16 protein-coding genes and 1 pseudogene are annotated in these 15,118 nt (G+C 62.4%); all 17 read right to left on the bottom strand.

Going from position 1 to position 15,118, the window contains the following annotated elements; translation table 11 throughout:
• Positions 1-30 precede the first annotated feature (30 nt).
• Positions 31-690 carry a deoxyribose-phosphate aldolase gene (deoC, locus tag Q0K17_RS02680; protein WP_294539638.1) on the bottom strand — a complete coding sequence of 220 codons (660 nt, stop codon included), beginning with the start codon at positions 688-690 and terminating at the stop codon, positions 31-33.
• Entirely contained in the window at positions 687-845 is a 159-nt protein-coding gene (locus tag Q0K17_RS02675; RefSeq protein WP_294539635.1) for a hypothetical protein, read from the bottom strand. Before Q0K17_RS02675 ends, deoC begins: the two co-directional genes overlap by 4 nt.
• A gap of 26 nt (positions 846-871) precedes the next feature.
• Positions 872-1,321: a GtrA family protein gene (locus Q0K17_RS02670; RefSeq protein WP_294539633.1), complete on the bottom strand. Its 450-nt coding sequence runs from the start codon at positions 1,319-1,321 to the stop codon at positions 872-874.
• Between the two features lie 69 nt (positions 1,322-1,390).
• On the bottom strand, positions 1,391-3,322 hold the full coding sequence (locus Q0K17_RS02665; protein ID WP_294539630.1) for a bifunctional 4-hydroxy-3-methylbut-2-enyl diphosphate reductase/30S ribosomal protein S1: 1,932 nt from the start codon (positions 3,320-3,322) through the stop codon (positions 1,391-1,393).
• A 17-nt stretch (positions 3,323-3,339) separates the two neighbouring features.
• Positions 3,340-4,014 carry a lysophospholipid acyltransferase family protein gene (locus Q0K17_RS02660; protein WP_294539627.1) on the bottom strand — a complete coding sequence of 225 codons (675 nt, stop codon included), beginning with the start codon at positions 4,012-4,014 and terminating at the stop codon, positions 3,340-3,342.
• Between the two features lie 48 nt (positions 4,015-4,062).
• Positions 4,063-4,725 (bottom strand): (d)CMP kinase, encoded by a 663-nt coding sequence (cmk, locus tag Q0K17_RS02655; RefSeq protein WP_294539624.1) that lies wholly within the window; start codon positions 4,723-4,725, stop codon positions 4,063-4,065.
• Between the two features lie 16 nt (positions 4,726-4,741).
• Positions 4,742-5,971 (bottom strand): NAD(P)/FAD-dependent oxidoreductase, encoded by a 1,230-nt coding sequence (locus tag Q0K17_RS02650; RefSeq protein ID WP_294539705.1) that lies wholly within the window; start codon positions 5,969-5,971, stop codon positions 4,742-4,744.
• A complete protein-coding gene (locus Q0K17_RS02645) occupies positions 5,964-7,670 on the bottom strand; it encodes a hypothetical protein (RefSeq protein ID WP_294539620.1) in 1,707 nt (568 codons plus the stop codon). The genes Q0K17_RS02650 and Q0K17_RS02645 overlap by 8 nt, the downstream gene beginning before the upstream one ends.
• Positions 7,671-7,706: 36 nt before the next feature.
• Positions 7,707-8,642, bottom strand: coding sequence for a glycosyltransferase (locus Q0K17_RS02640; RefSeq protein ID WP_294539617.1), 936 nt, complete (start codon positions 8,640-8,642; stop codon positions 7,707-7,709).
• On the bottom strand, positions 8,639-9,757 hold the full coding sequence (locus tag Q0K17_RS02635; protein ID WP_294539614.1) for an FAD-dependent oxidoreductase: 1,119 nt from the start codon (positions 9,755-9,757) through the stop codon (positions 8,639-8,641). Before Q0K17_RS02635 ends, Q0K17_RS02640 begins: the two co-directional genes overlap by 4 nt.
• A 47-nt stretch (positions 9,758-9,804) precedes the next feature.
• Entirely contained in the window at positions 9,805-10,593 is a 789-nt protein-coding gene (locus Q0K17_RS02630) for a glycosyltransferase family 2 protein (protein ID WP_294539612.1), read from the bottom strand.
• Entirely contained in the window at positions 10,590-11,381 is a 792-nt protein-coding gene (locus Q0K17_RS02625) for a sugar phosphate isomerase/epimerase family protein (protein ID WP_294539609.1), read from the bottom strand. The genes Q0K17_RS02630 and Q0K17_RS02625 overlap by 4 nt, the downstream gene beginning before the upstream one ends.
• A 12-nt stretch (positions 11,382-11,393) precedes the next feature.
• The gene (locus tag Q0K17_RS02620) at positions 11,394-12,314 is read right to left on the bottom strand and encodes a sugar nucleotide-binding protein (protein ID WP_294539606.1); all 921 of its coding nucleotides are present in this window, start codon (positions 12,312-12,314) and stop codon (positions 11,394-11,396) included.
• 205 nt (positions 12,315-12,519) lie between these two features.
• Entirely contained in the window at positions 12,520-13,146 is a 627-nt protein-coding gene (locus Q0K17_RS02615; RefSeq protein WP_294539603.1) for an AAA family ATPase, read from the bottom strand.
• A 161-nt stretch (positions 13,147-13,307) separates the two neighbouring features.
• On the bottom strand, positions 13,308-13,964 hold the full coding sequence (hisH, locus tag Q0K17_RS02610; RefSeq protein ID WP_294539600.1) for an imidazole glycerol phosphate synthase subunit HisH: 657 nt from the start codon (positions 13,962-13,964) through the stop codon (positions 13,308-13,310).
• Entirely contained in the window at positions 13,961-14,734 is a 774-nt protein-coding gene (locus tag Q0K17_RS02605; RefSeq protein WP_294539597.1) for an imidazole glycerol phosphate synthase subunit HisF, read from the bottom strand. The genes hisH and Q0K17_RS02605 overlap by 4 nt, the downstream gene beginning before the upstream one ends.
• A 15-nt stretch (positions 14,735-14,749) precedes the next feature.
• Positions 14,750-15,118, bottom strand: a pseudogene (locus tag Q0K17_RS02600) (N-acetyl sugar amidotransferase); the annotation flags it as partial.

Here is a 15,118-nt window from a genome sequence, read left to right as displayed (position 1 = left end):
CACAGCCCGGGAAGGCGGTTTTGTTTTGGGTTATTCGGCGGTCAGCAGACCCACAGCACGGGAGGTACCCAGGCGGTCGGCGCCCAGGTCCAGGAATTTTTCCATATCCCCGATGGTGGAGATGCCGCCCGCGGCCTTGATCTTGCAGCGGCCCGCCACATGCTTGGCGAACAGCTCAATATCATGGAAGGTGGCGCCGGCGGTGGAGAAGCCGGTGGAGGTCTTGATGAAATCGGCACCGGCTTCGGGCACGATGTCGCACATCTTGATCTTTTCCTCGTCGGTGAGCAGGCAGGTCTCGATGATGACCTTCAGGCAGTGGTCCCCCACCGCCTGCTTGACGGCGGCGATGTCTTCCCGCACGGCGTCGTACTCGCCGTTTTTCAGCCGGCCGATGTTGATGACCATGTCCACTTCCGAAGCGCCGTTTTCGATGGCAGTGCGGGCTTCAAAGCATTTGCTGGCGGTATCCATGGCCCCCAGGGGGAAGCCCACCACGCAGCACACCGGCACCCGGCCGGCCATATACTCGGCGGCCTGCTTCACATAACAGGTGTTGATGCACACCGAGGCCGTGTGGTATTCCATGGCCTCGTCGCAGAGTTTCTGGATCTGGGGCCAGGTGGCTTCGGGTTTGAGAAGGGTGTGGTCAACGACCGAGAACAGATGTTCTTTGGTGTAATGGCTCACCGGTATTCCGCCCCCTTCTTGCAGTGCTTGCACAGATGTGCCTGGTGCAGCCCGATGGCCGCAAAGATGATGGAGGTAACACCGCACACGGTGGCGATGATGCCCAGGATCAGGCCGGTGAGGCGGAATCCTCCGCCGCGAACGTTGTTTTTCATAAGAATGCCTCCTTATCGCGCACGGATCACGGCGCTTTTTTGGTGAAGATCAGGATCTTGGAAAACACATAGTTGGACACGATCACCACAACCTGGGAGAACAGCTTGACGATGTTGGCCCACAGCTGGGGAGACACAAAGGCGATCATGGGGCCCAGCACGCTCACACCGCCCCACATGATCAGCTGATCCACCACGGCGGTAAAGATACGGCAGCCCACAAACTTGGTGAATTCCTGCCAGGCGGCGGCACCGCGGCTTTTGCTGCGGAAGACAAAGGTGCGGTTGGTCCAGTAGGCAAAAAGGATGCAGATGGCATTGTTGAGGACGTTGCCCACACCGGCGGCGAAATCCAGCCCGAAAGCCGCCTGGAAAATATTGAGGATGACAAAGTTGAGCAGCGTGGCCAACCCGCCGAAGAACAGGTAAGACAGCTGTTCATAGTATTTCACAATGAGGTCTTTGAGTTTCTGCATGATACACCCGTGAACCAAAAAGAGGCCCGCCTGTTACCAGGCAGGCCTCCCATTGGGATCGTTCAGAGATTATTCAGCGTCGGAGCCTTCAGCTTCCACTTCGCCCTCGCAGGCCTTCATGGACAGGCTGATGCGCTTGCGGTCAAAGTCCACGTTGATGAGCTTGACGCGCACTTCGTCGCCGACCTTCAGCACGTCGCTGACCTTGTTGACGCGCTCGTTGGAGATCTCACTGATGTGGACCAGGCCGTCAACACCGGGCAGGATGCGCACAAAGGCACCGAACTTGGTGATGGAAACAACCGGAGCGGTGAACTCGCTGCCGATGGGATACTCGTTCTTCAGCTTCTCCCAGGGGTTGTCCTCTTCCTTCTTGTAGCCCAGAGAAACCTTCTGGTTCTCGGGATCATAGCTCTTGACATACACGTCGATGGTATCGCCAACGTTGACGACCTCAGACGGATGCTTCAGGTTGGACCAGCTCAGCTCGCTGATGTGGCACAGGCCGTCCACGCCGCCGATGTCCACAAAGGCGCCGTAGGAGGTCAGGCTCTTGACAACGCCGGTGTAGTGCTTGCCCACTTCCACGTTCTGCCAGAACTCTTCCCGCTTGGCCTTGTTCTCTTCGGCAGTCACCTTGTTGATGCTGCCGACGATCTTGCGGCCGGCGCACTCGGTGATGACCAGACGCACATGCTGACCCACCAGCTTGGTGTAGTCCTCATCACGGCGCATGGTGGCCTGAGAACGGGGCACGAAGACGCGCACGCCCTTGACGTTGACAACAACGCCGCCCTTGTTGGCTTCCATGACGTCGCCTTCCATGACGGTGCCGTTCTCGGCAGCTTCGGAAACGTCCTTCATGCCCTTCTGGGCTTCAAAGCGGACACGGGAAAGGGTGTCGACGCCTTCCTGGTCGTTGGTCTTGACAACCACCAGATCCAGCTCGTCGTCCACCTTAACAAGGTCTTCCATCTTGGCGTTGGGATCATGCGTCATCTCATTGAGCTTGACGATGCCGGTGTGCTTGGAGCCGTCGATGCCCACAACGCACTCCGTCGGGCTAACGCTGATGACCTTGGCTTTAACGATCTTACCTGCGAACAGCGGTTTCGCCTCAGAAGCCTCGAGCATCTCGGCAAAACTCATGTCGTCACGGATTTCTTCACTCATACAGTTAAGTACCTCCTCAATTATAGACGAAGGCGTGGAAGCCCCTGCTGTTACGCCTACCACCCTGGCGCCCCGCAGCCATTCCCGGTCGAGTTCATCAGCTGTCTCGATGGTAACGGCGTCGGTATGCCGAGCGGCGACCTGCAACAGTTTCTGGGTGTTGGAGGAATGATGACCACCAATGACGATCATATGATCGCATTTTTGGCTGAGGTCCTCCGCCTCCTGTTGCCTCGCCCACGTTGCATTACATATTGTATCAAATATTTTGGCATTTGTACACCACTTTTTTAGAAAAGCCTTGCAACTTTCCCAACTTTGGACCCGAAAAGTGGTTTGGGCCACCACATAAATGGATTTTTGCTGCGCAAGAATTTCGCGCATGGCTTCCAGCTCGTCCAGGTTCGCAAAAACCCGCACCTCGCCGCTTGTATGGCCTACAATTCCCTGCACTTCCGGGTGGGAGGCATCCCCCGCCACCAGCAAAAGCGCACCGTTTTTGCCCGCTTCTTCGGCAATTTTATGGATTTTTGATACGAACGGGCAGGTGGCATCATGAAACGCCAGGGCGCGTGTGCCAATTTTTTCATATACGCTGCGGGGGACCCCGTGGCTGCGGATCACCACCTCATATCCGTCGGGTACGGCGTCCACATCCGGGCAGGTCAGGGCGCCTTTTGCTTCCAGATCGGCCACCACCTGGGGGTTGTGGATCAGCGGTCCCAGGGTGGCCACCTTGCAGCCCTTGTCCAGCAGTTCATAGGTCAGCTTCACCGCCCGGTTCACACCGAAGCAGAAACCGGCGGTCTTGGCCAGAATGATCTCCATGGCAGATTCTCCTGTGTTCAGGTTCCGGGCTCGGTGCCCGGGTTGGGTTCGGGGGCCGGCAGGGGCGCCGGCTCAAAGCTGTTCTGGCGGTACAGTTCCTCCAGGTCGTCGGTCAGGCGGGTGCGCAGGGCCCGCAGTTCCTTGATCTGGTGGCGCGGGTCGGTGATGCGCAGGTCCGATGCAGGGATGGGTTCCCCGAAGCAGATGCGCATGCGGCAGAAAAGACGCATGCGGTGGTCCGGGGTGTCGTAGATGATGCGGCAAGGCACCAGATCCGCCCCGGCCTGCCCCGCAATGACAAAGGCGCCGCTTTTCAGCTTGCCCAGCTTGCCGTCCTTGCTGCGGGTGCCTTCCGGGAAGATGAGCACGCCGGTGCCCTTTTTGCAGTCCTCGGTGACCTTGTTGACGGTCTCCATATCCCCATGGCCCCGGTCGATGGGCACGGCGCCCATGCAGCGCAGGAACCACCCGATGAAGGGATTGCGGAAAAGCTCCTGCTTGGCCAGGATGCGGAAGCGTCGGAACCGGAACACCACCACCAGGATGAAGACCGGGTCCAGATCTGAGATATGGTTGGGGGCAATGACGATGGGGCGGCCCCGGGGAATCAGGCTGCGGCCCACGACCTCCACCCGATAGACAATGTGCATCAGCACCCACACGATGGGCAGCAGGATCCAGTACAGAAGCATAAATTCACCATTTCCTAATTTTTTACATCCATATGAGACAGACGCGGTTCAGATGTGCCCGAGGATGGTCTTTTTCAGCAGGGCAAAGCTCTCCTCGATGCCGATATCGCTGGTATCCACCAGGATGGCGTCCTCCGCCTGACGCAGGGGCGCCACGGCGCGGTGGGTATCCTGGTAGTCCCGCTGTTCGATGTCGGCCAGGACGGTGGCGTAATCGGTCTGTTTGCCCTTTTCCAGCAGCTCGGCCAGACGGCGGCGGGCCCGGGCGTCGGCGCTGGCGGTGAGGTAGATCTTGACGGTGGCGTTGGGCAGCACCACGGTGCCGATGTCCCGGCCGTCCATGAGCACGTCCCGGCTGGCGGCCAGATTCCGCTGGGTGTCCAGCAGGAAGGCCCGCACCGCCGGATGGGCGGACACATCCGATGCCGCCATGCCGATCTCCTCGGCGCGGACGGCCTCGGTCACGTCCTCCCCGTTGAGCAGGATGTGCTGGGCGCCGTCCTGCAGACGGATGTCCAGCCTGACCTGGGGCAGCAGGGCGGCCACAGCGTCGGCGTCCTTGGTATCCACGCCGGCACGGCGGGCATACAGACCGATGGCCCGGTACATAGCGCCGGTGTCCACATAGGTGTAGCCCAGGTCAGCCGCCAGACGGCGGGCCATGCTGGACTTGCCGGCCCCGGAAGGGCCGTCGATGGCAACAGAGATCATGAGAAAACGCTCCTTTTTATTGGTCGGCTTCCGTCACAGCGGCCGCCGCAGCCCGGGCGGTGGCCCAGGCGATCTGCAGATTGTACCCGCCGGTGCGGGCATCCACGTCCAGGATCTCCCCGGCGAAATACAGCCCCGGGCAGAGTTTGCTGGCCATGGTCCTGGGTTCCACCTCCCGCACGTCCACACCACCGGCGGTGATGACCGCGTGTTCCAGGTCCCCCAGCTCGGTGACCGGCACGGCCCAGTGCTTGCACAGCTGCACCAGGGCCATCTTCTGCTCCCGGGTGATCTGGGCGGCCCGGGTGGCCGGGTCCACGCCCCACCTTTCCACCGCCACCGGGCGCATGGAATGGGGCAGCAGCTTTTCCAGGGCGCCCTGGGCACTGCGCCCGCCCAACGCCGCAAAGTCCCGGGTCAGGCGGTCATACAGCTGCTTTTCGTCCAGGGCGGGTTTGAGGTCAAACTCGCACACATACTTGTGGGCGTGGATGTCGTCGATGTAGGTGGAGGCGGAGAGCACCAGCGGCCCGGACAGGCCGAAGTGGGTGAACAGAGCCTCCCCCAGTTCGGTGAACAGGGGCTTGCCGTCCCGCAGCAGGGTCAGGGTGACGTTGCGCAGGGACAGCCCCATGAGCTTGCGGCAGGCCGGGTCCGGGGAGACCAGGCTGCACAGGCTGGGCTGGGGCGGAACGATGGTGTGCCCCGCCTTGGCGGCCAGCCGGTAGCCGCTGCCGTCGCTGCCGGTGACGGGGTAGCTCACCCCGCCGGTGGCCAGCAGCAGATGGCGGGCCCGGTAGGCCTTGCCCCCGGCGATGACGCCCTTGCAGACGCCGTCCTCCAGGATCAGGTCCTGGGCGTCCGCCTTCACGAACCGGGCGTCCGCCGCGTACTGCCGCAGAGCGGCCAGCACATCCGCGGCCCGGTCGCTCTGGGGAAAGACCCGGCGGCCCCGCTCGGTCTTGAGGGGCACGCCCAGGGACTCGAACAATTCCATGGCCGCCGAGGGCGGAAAGGCGTAGAGGCAGGAATACAGGAAACGGGGATTGCGGCGCACATACCGCAGGAATTCCCGGGGGTCGCAGTCGTTGGTGACGTTGCACCGGCCCTTGCCGGTGATGAGCAGTTTCTGCCCCGGTCCTTTGGGGTTGTGCTCCAGCACGGTGACCGAAGCCCCCCGGGCACAGGCGGCCCCGGCGGCCATCAGTCCGGCCGCACCGCCGCCCACAATTACCAGATCATCCAGCGGCATGGGGGTTCCTCCTTTGCTGGGCGGCCCACACAAAGCTCAGGGCCGTGAACAGGACCAGCAGCGGCTGCACCGTTGCCAGATACATGGTGGATGTGCCGATGCCGAAGCTGGACACCTCCACAAAGGCGATCATGCCGCAGCGCAGGGCGGCCATGAAGAGAAGCAATGTCTGCAGCGTCCAAGGCACCAGAGCGGTGAAGCATTTCCGGGCAGCCCGCACACTGGCAGGCAGAGCCCGCAGCCAGAAAAGCACCGCCAGGATAAAGCACACCGGCAGGGCAAAGGCCCACACCAGCCGCAGGGCGCCGAACAGACCGAAGACCAGCTTCTGGTTGGGGCTGTAGTAGGGGGTGTCCTTGCCTGCCTCGGCGGCGCCGTTCAGCCCGCAGTGCAGGTACCCGGACCACTGGGCAAAGTCCTCCGGGGTACCGATGGAGCGCTGGGTCTCGTAGGCCGCGCAGTCCTGGAAGGTGAGCACCCATCCCAGGCTGCGGACACTTTCTTTCAGGGTGGGCAGCACATATTCCGCCCGGATGGGCTGGGTGGTACCGCTGCGCCGCCCGCTGCGGGTGGGCAGGGTGCCGTCCTCGCAGGCGGCGTTGACCTTGTCTGCCACCGTCTGCCAGTACGCTTCCGCGCCTGCGGCGGTATCATAAATGCCCTCGTACTGGGCCGCCCTCCGGATCGCCCAGTAAAAACTGCCGGCGCGGTAGTCTTCCAGCTGGGGGTCCCGGAAATCGTTGATCATCTGGGGGTCTTCCTCCAGCCAGTAGGAAAGGGGCTCCAGTTCCGGCACCGCCGCATACAGCTTCTGTCGGGCGTCGGCGGGCACACTGAGCATGGGGTCCTCGGCGTCGGTGGCCACCCGGCTCATGGCGCCCATGGCGTCGGCAAAGGCACCGCCGGAGAAATCGGAGAGGGTGAACACCCCGTAATAAGCCTGGTTCAGGGCGCAGAAGATGCCGATGCCCCCCGCCAGCATGGCGTAAGGCAGCAGCTGCACCAGCGCCCGGGTCCACCGGCGGCGGCGCACCGCCACCCCCAGCATACCCAGGGTGGCCAGAACGGTGAAGGGAAGCAGGAAGAGGCCGGCGTCCTCCCGGTTGAGATACCCGGCGGTGAGACCCGCGCCCCCCGCCAGCAGCCAGGGCCACAGAGGGGTGCGGTCGGTGCGCAGCACCCGCAGCGCCGCCGCCGAAAATCCGGCGAAGGCCAGCAGGCAGAGCGCCGGGAAGATGTTGTCCCGGTAGACCCGCAGGGTATAGGATGCCCAGGAGGTGGGGAGGTACGCCAGGGCGGCAAAGAGGCCCAGGGTCACGGCCCTGCCCTGCCCCGCAGGCAGTTTTTCCCACAAAGGCGAGAAAGCAAAGGCTGCAAAGAGGCCCGCGGCGCACCACAGCCCCACGCCCCCCAGCAGGTAGGGGATGTGCAGGGCGTGCAGAAAGGCCAGCCACACCGGGAAGAACATGGACTTGGACAGGGTGAGGTAATCATACCCGCCCAGCCACTGGCCGGCGGAGATGGACTGGGCAGCCCGGAACATGAGTTCATCGTCCAGTGGGGCGCCGCCCACCCAGGTGTAGGCCTGCTGGAAGGCGGTGAGTGCCAGACGCACCGCCACCAGCCCAACCACCCACACCCAGAAGGCGCGGCGGGACAGATCGATTCGGTTTTTCAGGCGGGGAAACGACATGAGGGGTCCTTTCGGGGCGCAGACAGCGCGGCGGTTTTACTTCTGGATCTTTTCGATGCTCTCGATCAGGTATTTCTGCTGTTTGAAGGTCAGGTCCACCAGCAGGGACAGATACTTGATGATGATGGTGAGCACCGCGAACACCCCGGCAAAGCCCAGGGTCAGCACGAACATGGTGGTGGTCCAGCCCTCGATGGGATGGCCGGTGCAGAAGATGATAAAGGTATAGGCCAGTTCGGCCAGGGCCAGCACCATCATGGCCAGGGCGATGCCCGCACTCAGGCGGAACCCGGCGTCGGTGTACAGGGCCAGACTGTCGGCGGCCAGGGCGAACCGGCCGGCGGGCTTGTCGGTAAGGCGGCCGTCAAATTCCAGGTCGGTCATTCGCAGGCCCGACGCCGCATAGGCCGCCTTGCGGTAAGGCAGGTGGGCGCTGGAAGCGTGTACCCGGTTGATGGCCCGCCGGGTGACCAGACGGAAGGCGTCGGTGCGCAGGCGGTAGGCGCTGTGGGAGTTGGCGTTGAAGATGCGGTAGAACAGCCCGCTGCCGCCCCGGGTCTGCTTGGGGCAGACCGAGACGATATCGCTGCCCTGCTGGGCGGTGCGGTAGGCCTGGAAGATCAGGGAGGCGTCGTAGGGCATCTCGGTGGAGTCGAACTCATAGACATAGTCGCCGATGGCGGCGTCCAGACCGGCGTTCATGGCCGGTTCCAGCCCCTGATGCAGGCTCATGTGCAGGATGGTCAGGGGTTTGGGCAGGTCGGCGGCCCATTCCCGCAGCGTCTTGACCACCGTCGGGTCGGCGGCATCATCCACTGCCACCAGTTCATACTGGGCAAAGTGGGCTTCCAGTTGGGCGGTCAGGGTCTTGAAAAACCGGAGGGTGCGGTCGGCGTCCCCCCGCAGATACACCACCGCCGAGATGAAATTTTTTTCTTTGTTGAGCTTTTCGCTCAGAGATTCCTGGTTCATACGTCCAATACCTCATCCAAATCGTAGACGGTGTTGATCTTGCCTGAAAGCACGCTGATCATGGTGGGTGCCTTGTGCATCACCCGCACCACCGTGGGGCGGGAATCGTCGATCTCGCTGGCTTTCAGGATGGGCTTCATGCTGAACAGGCTGGTCTTGTAGGTGAAGCCGTACTCCTCTTTCAGGTATTTGCGGGCCAGCTGGCTCATGTACGGCCAGGCGGATTCCGGTTTGGCCGGACATTCGTTGCAGTTGTACAGGTTGCCGGGGGCGCAGTTGCCTTCGCTGCGCTGCTGGCAGGGGAAGGTGGCCACCGGATCATAGCTGGTCTCGTGGGGGGTGAAGGTCACGCTGGTCAGGCTGTGCAGCCCGGTCTGGCCGAAGGGCATCAGGCTGAAGAAGGGTCCGTCCATGACGGTGATGCCCACGTTTTTCAAAGGCTCGGCCACCTCGCACAGAATCATCTCGCACTTTTCGTACTTGATCTGGAAGGGCGGCAGCCCCAGCATGGCATGCACATCGTTGACGCCCGCATAGGTGGCGTTGAGCAGGAAGGGGGCTTCTGCCCGCACGTCCCCCGCCGTCACCTGCCACACATCCCCGTGCTCCTTGATGGAGTCCGGCTTGTGGCTGTACAGGATGGTCACGTTGGGCAGCTTGGCCAGCTGTTCCAGGAACCATTTTTTCAGCACCTGGGCGTCGTAGGTGTACTCGGTGGTGAGGAAGGCGCCGTCGCACAGCCCGGGGTTGAAATACCGGGTGGGGGGCACGTCGTCACAGCGGATGCCCGCCGCGGCGCAGAACCGCCGGAAGGCTGCCGCATCGGTCCAGGAGAAATGGGCGCTGGTGGCGTAGACCTGGTCGAACCTGGTGTGCAGGCAGAAGCCGTAGTCCTGGCAGAAACGCTGAAAATAATGGGCGCTCTTGATGGCGGTGGAGTAGCTGCGGGGATAGTGGTACCCCATGTGCACCCGGGCCTGGTTGATGTAGGTGGCCCGCATGAAAGGGGCCGGGTCCCGCTCCAGCACCAGCACCCGCTGGCCGGCGGCGCCGCATTTCCGGGCCGCGTACAGGCCGTACAGCCCCGCGCCCAGGATAATCTTGTCGTAGTTCATGGCGGATTCCTTCCCAAATAATATACAAAACGTATATTATGAAGTGTTTACTTCGGGTCGTATTTGCCCGTGGCGGCAGCCAGCAGCACCTTGAGCAGGTCGCTGTTGCCCTTGAAGCCGCTGATCTTGGTGGGGGTGCGGCCGCTGGCGGGGTAGGCCCGGGTCACGGGGACCTCGCAGGCCTTGAGGCCCAGGCGGGTGGCCCGGATGCTCAGGTAGGCCAGCAGCTCATAGCCCATGAAGATGGGGCGCAGGGGCTGGACGCCGGGGTGGGTCAGATATTCCCGGCTGTACGCCCGGTAAGCGTTGGTGGTGTCGGTGAACCACTGCCCCGCCGCCGCGCTGATGATGGGGGCATGGATGAGCCGCACGGCCAGGAACCGGGCAGGCGGGGTGTTGACGGCTTTGCCGCCCTTGATGAAGCGGCTGCCCTGGACCAGGTCGTAGCCTTCCTTCAGCTTTTCGATAAAGCGGGGCACGTCCTCGATGGAGTCCTTGTTGTTGCCGTCGATGGTCAGAAAGCCCTTGTAGCCCCGCGCCAGGGCAAAGTGCAGGCCCATGCGCAGCTGGGCGCCCTGGCGGCCGGCACTGGTCTTGACCAGCAGGGTGTTCACGCCGTAGAGCTGCAGGGTGTCCGGTTTCATGCTGCCGTCGGTGGAGCCGCCGTCACACAGGATGATGTCGGCCATCTTGTCCACCCCGGCTTTCTGGGCGCGGCCCAGCTCGGTGAGGATGCGGGCCCCTTCGTTGATGACCGGGATCAGCAGGCAGTAGTCGCTGCTGCGGGGGGCGAATTCGGTGATGGTATAGGCCACGTCAAAAGGCTGGCGATTCATGCAAACACCTCCGCGATATAGTCAATGGCGCGCAGCACCCCATCGGTGCTGCCGGGGTTGCGCATCTCGATGGAGACGAACCCGTGATACCCCACCGCCTTGAGCATCATGGCCAGTTCCTTGTGCTCCGGGCGGGGCTGGATGGGTTCCAGCCCGGGCTCGCTGATGTGCACATGGCTGATCCAGTTCAGGTCGGGGATGAAATCCCGCAGCCGCTCCCCGTTCTCAATGACGGTGGACAGGTCCAGGTTCACGGCCAGACCGGGGTTGTCCAGCCTCTTGACCAGGGCAAAGGCGTCGGCGGTGCGGTTCAGGAAGTTGGTGTACCGGGTGGTGTTGGCCTCGATGGCCAGCCGCACCCCGTATCGGGCCGCCAGCCGGCCTGCCTTGTCGAAGAAGGCGTCCGCCTTGGCGGGGTCGGCGCCTTCGGGCAGCATGCGGTTTTTGGGGCAGCCGAAGACCAGACTGGGGCAGTTGAGCACATGGGCGAAGTTGTAGGCTTCCTCGGTGTAGGCAAGCAGGGTTTCCGCCTGGGCATCGTCAAAGATATTGCCGGTCTGCCCGTACCAGATGCTCTGCATGCTGGGTACCGCAAAGCCCCACCGGTTGTGCAGGTAGCCGCCGAAGAGGGCGGCGGAGCTCAGGTTGTCGTAGGGCTGTTCCGGGAAGATGCGGGTGGGGGCCAGTTCCAGCCCGGTGAATCCCGCGTTCTTCATGGCGGTGTAGATCAATTCGTCATCGGCCTTGTTCCAGGCGATGTTGCTGACGGCCAGTTGAATGGAAGGCATGGTGAGCCCCTTTCAGTTCCAGTTTTTCATGAAGGCACAGATATCGGCCAGCTCCTCCGCCTCGGTGCAGAGGTAGCCGTCCCGGCCGCCCAGCAGGTCGGCATGACGGCTGCGCAGGTCGTAATCAAAAGGCGGTTTGTTCAGCGTATTGCACCAGCTGCGGCCGGTGACGGCGGTATACACGTCCGCGGCACTCACCGGCGGGGTGGTCAGGTTGAGCAGGGTCAGGCCGGCATCCAGGGCCTTGCCGATGTCCTGCCACAGACGGCCCAGGTTGTAGAACTGGTAGCGGCTGCGGGAATCGGTGAAGGCCAGGGCATTGAAGTCGTTGGCGGCAAAGAAGGTCCGCAGAGCCGCGGCGTCTGCCCCCGGAACCAGCTTGTAAAAGCCGTTGTCCGCCAGGGCGTAGCTGTTCCTGACCAGTTCGCTGCTTTCCGCCAGTTCCCCGTATTTTTCCGGGCGGAGCATGGCGGGGGTGATGGTGTGCAGGTCAAAGAGGAAGTTCTTCCGCAGCCCCTTGCCGTACAAAGCGGGCAGGCGGACAATGAGGGCGTCGGGGAAATCCTCCCGCACCCAGTGTTCCAGCTGCAGGCGGTTGCGGCCATAGGCGGGCAGGTCCGCCGAATCGGGGGCATCGGATTCATCCTTGCCCCGGCTGTCCGCATAGACGGCGATGGAAGAGATGAGCACCAGCTTGTTGGGTGCGATTTTGCGCAGATTGTCCCGGGCAGCGGCCATCACGGCCAGGTCGGCCTCCGGGTCGGCATTGGCCAGGAACATGGCAGCCGGCACCCCGGCGTAGACGCACAGGTCGGGTGCGGTGCCGTATTGGGCGGCGATATCGGTGGAATGGCAGACGGCGGCGAAGGTGTGTGCGGCCATCAGATTGCCCCCCACAAAACCGGTAGAACCCACCAGCAGATCCTTGGACATGGTCTTCCCCCTTGCATGCGGCAGAATTGCACATTTGTACAAGATACATTATAGTGGTTCCTCTTCCAAAAAGCAATGCCCCGACCGGGTGGGATTGGGCGGCGCAGCGCTTTTTCTGCCCAAAAAAGAAAAACGGCAGCCCGCCCGGTCACAGGGACCGGCGGGCTGCCGGAAAAAGCAGGAATTCTGCGGTTGTGCCGCGCCGTTACAGCCGGCGGGGCGTGCGGGGGCGGCGGCCTTTTTTGACCGACGCTTCCAGCTGGGCCACGATCTCGGTCATGGACTGCTGGAACTCTTCCTCCGAAGAGTTGTGGAAGATCAGCAGGGAATCGGGCTGCTCTTCCAGCTTGAGGTTCGTGGGAGGCTCAAAGTTGACGCCCAGGATGTACTCATCCCAGTGGTTCAGCTTCCAGATATCCCGGTCGCTGGCACGGTCGATCATCCGCTGGTGGCAGACTTCGGGTTTGGTATCCACCCAGATGACCACCAGTTCGGCCTCTTTCTTGGCCAGTTCCTTGCGCAGGTTCGCAATATATTCGTTATCCCGGATCTCCTGGGTGAAGGGGGCGTTGATCAGCACGATATCGTCGTAGAGCAGGGCCTCCATGGCCAGATCCAGGGTGACCTGATACTCCAGATCCCGGATATACTTTTCAAAGAAGATGCTGCTGCGGTCATAGGGCTGATGCGCCACCGCGAAGATCTGCTTGGACAGCGGGATCAGGGTGTCTTTGTCCAGATACACCACATGTTTGAGCGCGGCCGCCAGCTGGCGGGAGATAAAGGTCTTGCCGCAAGCCGGAGGGCTTGTGACCAGGATCAGTTTTTTCAAACGGAGACACCCTTTCTGTTCGTTGTCACACAAGCGGTTAATTTTTTAACTGCTAGCTGATTATACAACAAATCCGCCCGTTTGTGAATGGATAGAACGCCGATTTTTCCGCGTTTATGGATTTTTGTTGCGTAAAATTGCGGTAAAGCCCACCCGGCGGATCACGCCTTCGGCAGTTTGGCGAAAGCGCGCAGAATTTCCAGTCCCACCGGCCCGGACTTTTCGGGATGGAACTGGACCCCCAGCACCGACCCGCACATGGCGGCCGCGCAGATGCGCCGTCCGCCGTAGACGGTATCCGCCAGACGGTATTCCGGTGCCGCGGGTTTTGCTTCGTAGCTATGAATAAAATAGCACTCCTGGCCAGGTTTTACCCCTTCCAGGGCGGTGCCGGCGAAACCGGTTTCCTGGTCCCGGTGCTCGGCGGGGATCAGTCCCTGCCAGCTGATGTGGGGCACCCGCTGGGGATTGCCGTCGGCGTCTTTGTCCGGGATGCGCACCACCCGGCCGGGGATCAGGCCCAGGCCCTTGTGCACCCCGAACTCCTCCGATTCGTCAAACAGCATCTGCATACCGAGACAAATGCCCAGCAGCGGCGTGCCCTCCCCTGCCTTCTGGCGGATGGGTTCGATCAGGCCCAGACGTTCCAGGCCGGCCATGCCGTCCCGGAAGGCACCCACACCGGGCAGCACCAGCAGCTGGGCCGCCAGCACATCCTCCGGACGGTTGGTCAGGCAGATCTCGGCCCCGAAATGGGCAAAGGCATGCTGTACGCTGAGCAGGTTGGACAGGCCGTAATCAATGATGGTCACCTTCATGCGCGCACCTCCACCCCGCCTGCGCGGATCTCCTCTTTCAGTTCCTGAACAGTCTCCTGGCCGTAATGCAGCACCGAGGCACAGGCCACCGCATCAGCGCCGGCTTCGGCGGCGTCCACAATGTCGTCCCCGCAGCCCACACCGCCGCCGCAGATGACCGGCACGGTGACCGCCCCGGTCACGGCACGGATCAGGTCCAGGTCCATGCCGTCCCGCAGGCCCTCGCAGTCCACGCTGGTGAGCAGGATCTCCCCCGCCCCCAGTTCCTGGCCCCGCTTGGCCCACTCGACCACGTCGTAGCCGGAATGGGCCCGACCGTTGTCATAGTAGGCCTCCCAGCCGCTGGGCATGGAATGGCTGCGCTTGGCCTGGATGGACAGCACCATGCACTGGCTGCCGAAGGCCTTGGCGATCTCGGTGATGAGTTCGGGGCGCTTGACGGCGGCGGTGTTCACCGCCACCTTGTCAGCGCCCATGGACAGAATGGCGCGCACGTCCTCCACACTGCGCAGACCTCCCCCCACGCACACCGGGATATACACCTCATCCACCGTGCGGCGGACGATGCCCGACAGGTTGTTGCGGTTGTACAGGCTGGCCACGATATCAATATACAGCAGCTCGTCGATGCCCTCTTCATAATACCGGCGGGCGAAGGCGTTGGGGTCGCCCAGTTTGCGCAGACCTTCCAGCTGGATGCCCTTGACCAGGTTTTCATCCTTCACATCCAACCGGGCGATGAGCCGGATTTTCTTATGCCCTTTTTCCATGGTATGCTCCCTGTGTTACTGTTCGTGATGGGTGCCCTTGGGATCGCCCCACAGCACTTCGCTGTCGCCCTCATAGGGGGTGTGGCGCAGCTTCCAGATGCCGTTCTCATACTTCCAGATATGGGGAGAGCGGAAGCGGTCGGCCAGGTGCATGAAGTACTCACGGTCCATGCGGGGCTGCTCAAACAGCTGGCTGGCCCAGGGGAAGTGCTTCTTGTCGATGGACAGATACTTGAAGATCTCCTTCTCGAAGCGGTCGGGGTATTCGCCGTCGAACTTCTTGCACAGGGCCTTGCCTTCGTCCAGGGTGATCTCGCCGTTGCGGATCTCCTGGGCGGCGTCGTAGGTGGTGCGGCCGATGCCGTACTTGATGTAGGTGGTGTA

This window comes from uncultured Gemmiger sp., assembly GCA_944388105.1.
Lineage (GTDB): Bacteria > Bacillota > Clostridia > Oscillospirales > Ruminococcaceae > Gemmiger.
The sequence above is the reverse complement of the archived record's forward strand: the minus strand, read 5'-3'. Positions and strand labels throughout refer to the sequence as shown.

Coding starts and splice junctions, on each gene's coding strand:
- Q0K17_RS02645 (WP_294539620.1), bottom strand. CDS start 7,670: ATGTCGTTTCCCCGCCTGAAAAACCGAATCGATCTGTCCCGCCGCGCC.
- Q0K17_RS02630 (WP_294539612.1), bottom strand. CDS start 10,593: ATGAATCGCCAGCCTTTTGACGTGGCCTATACCATCACCGAATTCGCC.
- Q0K17_RS02665 (WP_294539630.1), bottom strand. CDS start 3,322: ATGGAGATCATTCTGGCCAAGACCGCCGGTTTCTGCTTCGGTGTGAAC.
- Q0K17_RS02625 (WP_294539609.1), bottom strand. CDS start 11,381: ATGCCTTCCATTCAACTGGCCGTCAGCAACATCGCCTGGAACAAGGCC.
- Q0K17_RS02620 (WP_294539606.1), bottom strand. CDS start 12,314: ATGTCCAAGGATCTGCTGGTGGGTTCTACCGGTTTTGTGGGGGGCAAT.
- Q0K17_RS02640 (WP_294539617.1), bottom strand. CDS start 8,642: ATGAACCAGGAATCTCTGAGCGAAAAGCTCAACAAAGAAAAAAATTTC.
- Q0K17_RS02635 (WP_294539614.1), bottom strand. CDS start 9,757: ATGAACTACGACAAGATTATCCTGGGCGCGGGGCTGTACGGCCTGTAC.
- Q0K17_RS02675 (WP_294539635.1), bottom strand. CDS start 845: ATGAAAAACAACGTTCGCGGCGGAGGATTCCGCCTCACCGGCCTGATC.
- Q0K17_RS02670 (WP_294539633.1), bottom strand. CDS start 1,321: ATGCAGAAACTCAAAGACCTCATTGTGAAATACTATGAACAGCTGTCT.
- hisH (WP_294539600.1), bottom strand. CDS start 13,964: ATGAAGGTGACCATCATTGATTACGGCCTGTCCAACCTGCTCAGCGTA.
- Q0K17_RS02660 (WP_294539627.1), bottom strand. CDS start 4,014: ATGCTTCTGTACTGGATCCTGCTGCCCATCGTGTGGGTGCTGATGCAC.
- Q0K17_RS02605 (WP_294539597.1), bottom strand. CDS start 14,734: ATGGAAAAAGGGCATAAGAAAATCCGGCTCATCGCCCGGTTGGATGTG.
- cmk (WP_294539624.1), bottom strand. CDS start 4,725: ATGATCTCTGTTGCCATCGACGGCCCTTCCGGGGCCGGCAAGTCCAGC.